The sequence below is a fragment of the Bacteroidales bacterium genome, assembly GCA_018334875.1.
GTDB lineage: Bacteria > Bacteroidota > Bacteroidia > Bacteroidales > UBA12077 > JAGXLC01.
In genome coordinates this window covers 1-3,835 of the sequence record JAGXLC010000385.1, presented here as the reverse complement: position 1 = coordinate 3,835, position 3,835 = coordinate 1, and the positions used below count along the sequence as shown (strand labels likewise).

Sequence of the window (3,835 nt, the reverse complement as noted above, 5' to 3'; positions counted from 1 at the left end):
AAATTAGGGATTCAGCCGGTGCATGAGTTGACCCTCAACGATGGTAAACAACCGAACCGGAGTAAGGGTCCGCCAATTATCAAAATGATCGAAAACACCACCGAACATGATATATTCATCCAGATTGCCATTGAAAAATTCCTGCCTTACATGGCCGCGGAAATTTAACCCGACAATCCATCCATCTTCCAGTTCGTCAAACCATTCTTCATAATAAGAATCATCCGAAGAATGAAAATTGAACACATTTTCCCCAATGAGGATGAATTTTTTGATTCCATTCGCCATCATCACTTCCAGCACATTGCGCTTCAAAAACATGATATCGTTAAACAGGCAGTCATTCCACTCACCCAGCATTTCAATGATCGTAAACCCCCGCTGGTAGTCTGTATAAATGATCTTCAAAAACAAAGTTTCCGAGCCAAAATCATCCCATTGTGGATGAATATAGTGATTGTAAATGGTATGGGTAAAATAGATCTCACTGTATTCTCTCCCGAAAAACGGAGAGCGTTCATCTGTTTCGGCAGTATAATAAAGTCTCCATGAAAAATGGGGTTCTATATCATGCATAATACAATTCAAAAAATCGATTCAACAAAACCGGGTACAAAATGAGTAACCCGATAATTTCATTCGAAGAGTCTGATCTAAAAAGGTGATTATACATTCATACGCTGAAAATCAGTTTTGCCCCAACCCTAAAGGGAGTCTGATTTTCAGCTACTTCACCCTTTAGGGACGGGGCAAAAAAGTAGCTGAAAATCATATTTGGCCCTTTTTAGACTGGACTCTTCGGAAAAAACTTAAAACAATGATCCAATGAAACAACCAGCAAGATTTTCTAATTATTCAGAATTTTTGATTATACTTGTATTATATAAATTTATCCATTACGTAAATGAACATTTTTTGTTATAAATATATTAGTACGGTATCGGTTTTGTATTATTGTGCTTATTCTTTAAAATAATTATATGTACCGGAAACATAAAACGTGAATTCCATGAAGATCATTAAATTATTGTTTACGATTACCGCCATACATATCCTGGTATTGGCAGGACCTCCGACTTTCCCCCAGGTTGATACTCCGGAAGAAGAATCATTCCTGCTGCTTGCAGGTAACAAAATAACCGCAGACGGTTCGGTTGTGGTAGCTCATAACAAAGGACTTAAAGATGATAAAGCAGCATTCATAGAAAAATATCCCCGCCGTCAATATGACAGTGCTGATGTCATCCGGCTCCAAAACGGTTTGGAAATACCTCAAAACGATATTTCGATGGCATGGTTAAGTTTACAGACAAAAAACGGGTTAGCGCAGGGAGATGCAGTAGCAATCAATGAAAATCAGGTTTCTATTGCGGGAACCGTAACCCTTGAAGCGGACAGAAACATGAAGGCCCGGAAAGCAGATCCTTTAGTGCCAGAGGGTGTCACAGGAAGAATTTTTTACATCGCACTCGAAAGAAGCAAGACAGCCAGAGAATGTGTCAGCCTCATCGGGAAATTCTATAACAGATACGGAATTGCTCAGGCCAAAGGGATAGCTGTAGCCGACCAGAATGAGGTTTGGTATATGGAATCCGGGGGAGGCCATCACTGGGCAGCCGTAAAAATACCGGAAAACGCTATTTGGCCCCAGGCCAATGGATACAGAATCGGCCACATCGAGCCGAATAACGAGGATGTTATGGCCTCGCCGGGGTTGGCGGATTTTGCCAGGAACAACGACCTTTGGGATCCCGAGGAACAACTGTTTAACTTTGCGGATGCATTTGGCCGAAAGGACCGGGAAGCGGATAAAAAAGGAAAGTCCGGCCATCTGAAAATATGGAGAGCCATGCGTTTATTGGATTCTACATTAAGTATAACACCGGGGCAAAAGACGTATCCCCAATTTGTGAGGCCCGATGAAAAAGTGGACTTGCACCGGATTATTTCAATCCTCAGAGACCGCCCGGTTAATGCATCTTTTGACACGCTTAATAATGACACGCTTGTCAAAGCTATGGCACCTATTGCCTCCCGCAATACAGTACACACCGGCATGGTTCAGCTAACCCGCGGATTGCCTTCCACTGTAGGAGCAGTGCTTTGGGCAGGATTCAGCAGTCCGGTAACCACTCCTTATATTCCGTTCTATTTTGGCATCAACACTCCACTCAAGCCATATAGTGCCAAAGCCTCAGAACCAGAGAAGGCTTCTCAGGTTTATCAGGCGCTTTCTGGCCGGTACCATCAGGATCCCGATAAATTCAGAGAAAAATTCCCGGATGTATGGAGAGAATTTCAGACAAAATGTTTCACGGAACAGGTTCATATCGACAGGGGTGCCATGCGGGTTCATCGGATCAATTCACCCATGGCCAGACAATTCCTTACGACCAACGTGGATGAATTGAGCCAGGATGCTCTTGACATAGCCAGGAAGGTACTGGAAGAGATCAAATAGCCAAAACAGGGCCTGACACTTTGATATTTCAGTAAAATTCATATTATTTGCAGAAAATCCAATATCAAACGAAACACATTTTTTATGAGCAACGAATCAAGACCTTACATTCTTGCAGAAAGCCATTGGAAAGAAGTCAGGGCACAGCACTATGAAGTGGCTGTTCTTCCCTGGGGAGCCCTGGAAGCCCACAATTATCATCTGCCTTACAATACGGACAACACAGAAACAGAGGCCATTGCAGCAGAATCGGCAAAAACGGCCTGGGAGAAGGGAGCCAAGGTCATTGTGCTGCCCAATGTACCTTACGGGGTCAATACAGGACAAAAAGACATCAAACTGACCATGAATCTGAACCCCAGTACCCAGGCAGCCATATTGGAAGATATTGTTCAAAATCTGCAAAACAGCGGTATTCGCAAACTGCTCATTATTAACGGACATGGTGGAAACGATTTCAAGCCAATGATCCGGGAACTGGGGACAAAGTATCCGGATATTTTTATTGGGGTATGTCAATGGTTCCAGTCGGTGGACAAAAATCAACTATTTGAAAAACAAGGCGACCATGCCGATGAGATGGAGACCAGCCTGATGCTCCATCTGACCCCGGAGTTGGTTCTTCCTTTGAACGAAGCCGGAGACGGAACAGCCAAAAAATTTAAGGTATCGGCATTCAATGAAAGCTGGGCATGGACAGAAAGGCAATGGTCAAAAGTATCGGATGACACGGGAATCGGTTATCCCAAAAAAGCCACTAAAGAAAAGGGAGCCCAATACTATCAGCAGGTCACTGAAAAAATCAGCCAATTGATGATCGAACTGGCGGAAACGGATGTGGAGGATATGTATGAATAAATTAGTAAGCAGTAGGCAGTAGGCTTACTATTTGGCAGAATCCTATTAAAGGGTAAATGATTGACTAAATAGAGCTTGTCTATAAAGTCAAAAGACCATATCCCTTGCCAGTTGTCCCTTTAACCATTGCCAACTTTCCAGTATGATCACAAATGATAACCAAATCTTCTGCCAAATGAGGATTTAGGATTGCTCCCGACTTGCGGGGATTAATTCCTAACCAAGTTTCTTATTAGAAGCCTTATTCAAACATCATGTAAATCTTGTCTAAAAAAATTCGTAAAACAAATTTGATATTTTCCTGATCTTTTGCTAATATTGACGCGTTATATTGTTTGATGCATTTCATCATTATATAATGCGTTTTACCCATACCCAAAACCCAATTCTCTTATGGATGAAAAACATTCCATAAATGAAAAGAAAATCGTCGAAAGCTTAAAAAAAGGAGACTTTGAAGCTTTTGACCGGTTATTCTGGTGCTACAACCAACGGCTCTACCATTTTGCCCTTTCC

General features: G+C 42.2%; 3 protein-coding genes. 2 read left to right on the top strand and 1 reads right to left on the bottom strand.

The window, feature by feature from the left end; genetic code table 11:
• Positions 1-3: 3 nt before the first annotated feature.
• The gene (locus KGY70_18505; GenBank protein MBS3777194.1) at positions 4-576 is read right to left on the bottom strand and encodes a hypothetical protein; all 573 of its coding nucleotides are present in this window, start codon (positions 574-576) and stop codon (positions 4-6) included.
• Positions 577-1,009: 433 nt separating this feature from the next.
• Here KGY70_18505 and KGY70_18500 point away from each other — a divergent pair, with 433 nt between their 5' ends.
• Positions 1,010-2,461, top strand: coding sequence for a C69 family dipeptidase (locus KGY70_18500; protein ID MBS3777193.1), 1,452 nt, complete (start codon positions 1,010-1,012; stop codon positions 2,459-2,461).
• An 84-nt stretch (positions 2,462-2,545) separates the two neighbouring features.
• Positions 2,546-3,319 carry a creatininase family protein gene (locus KGY70_18495; GenBank protein MBS3777192.1) on the top strand — a complete coding sequence of 258 codons (774 nt, stop codon included), beginning with the start codon at positions 2,546-2,548 and terminating at the stop codon, positions 3,317-3,319.
• The last annotated feature ends 516 nt before the right edge of the window (positions 3,320-3,835 follow it).

Excerpts from the sequence above, each read along its gene's own strand:
- KGY70_18495 (MBS3777192.1), top strand. The coding sequence starts at position 2,546 with ATGAGCAACGAATCAAGACCTTACATTCTTGCAGAAAGCCATTGGAAA.
- KGY70_18505 (MBS3777194.1), bottom strand. The coding sequence starts at position 576 with ATGCATGATATAGAACCCCATTTTTCATGGAGACTTTATTATACTGCC.
- KGY70_18500 (MBS3777193.1), top strand. The coding sequence starts at position 1,010 with ATGAAGATCATTAAATTATTGTTTACGATTACCGCCATACATATCCTG.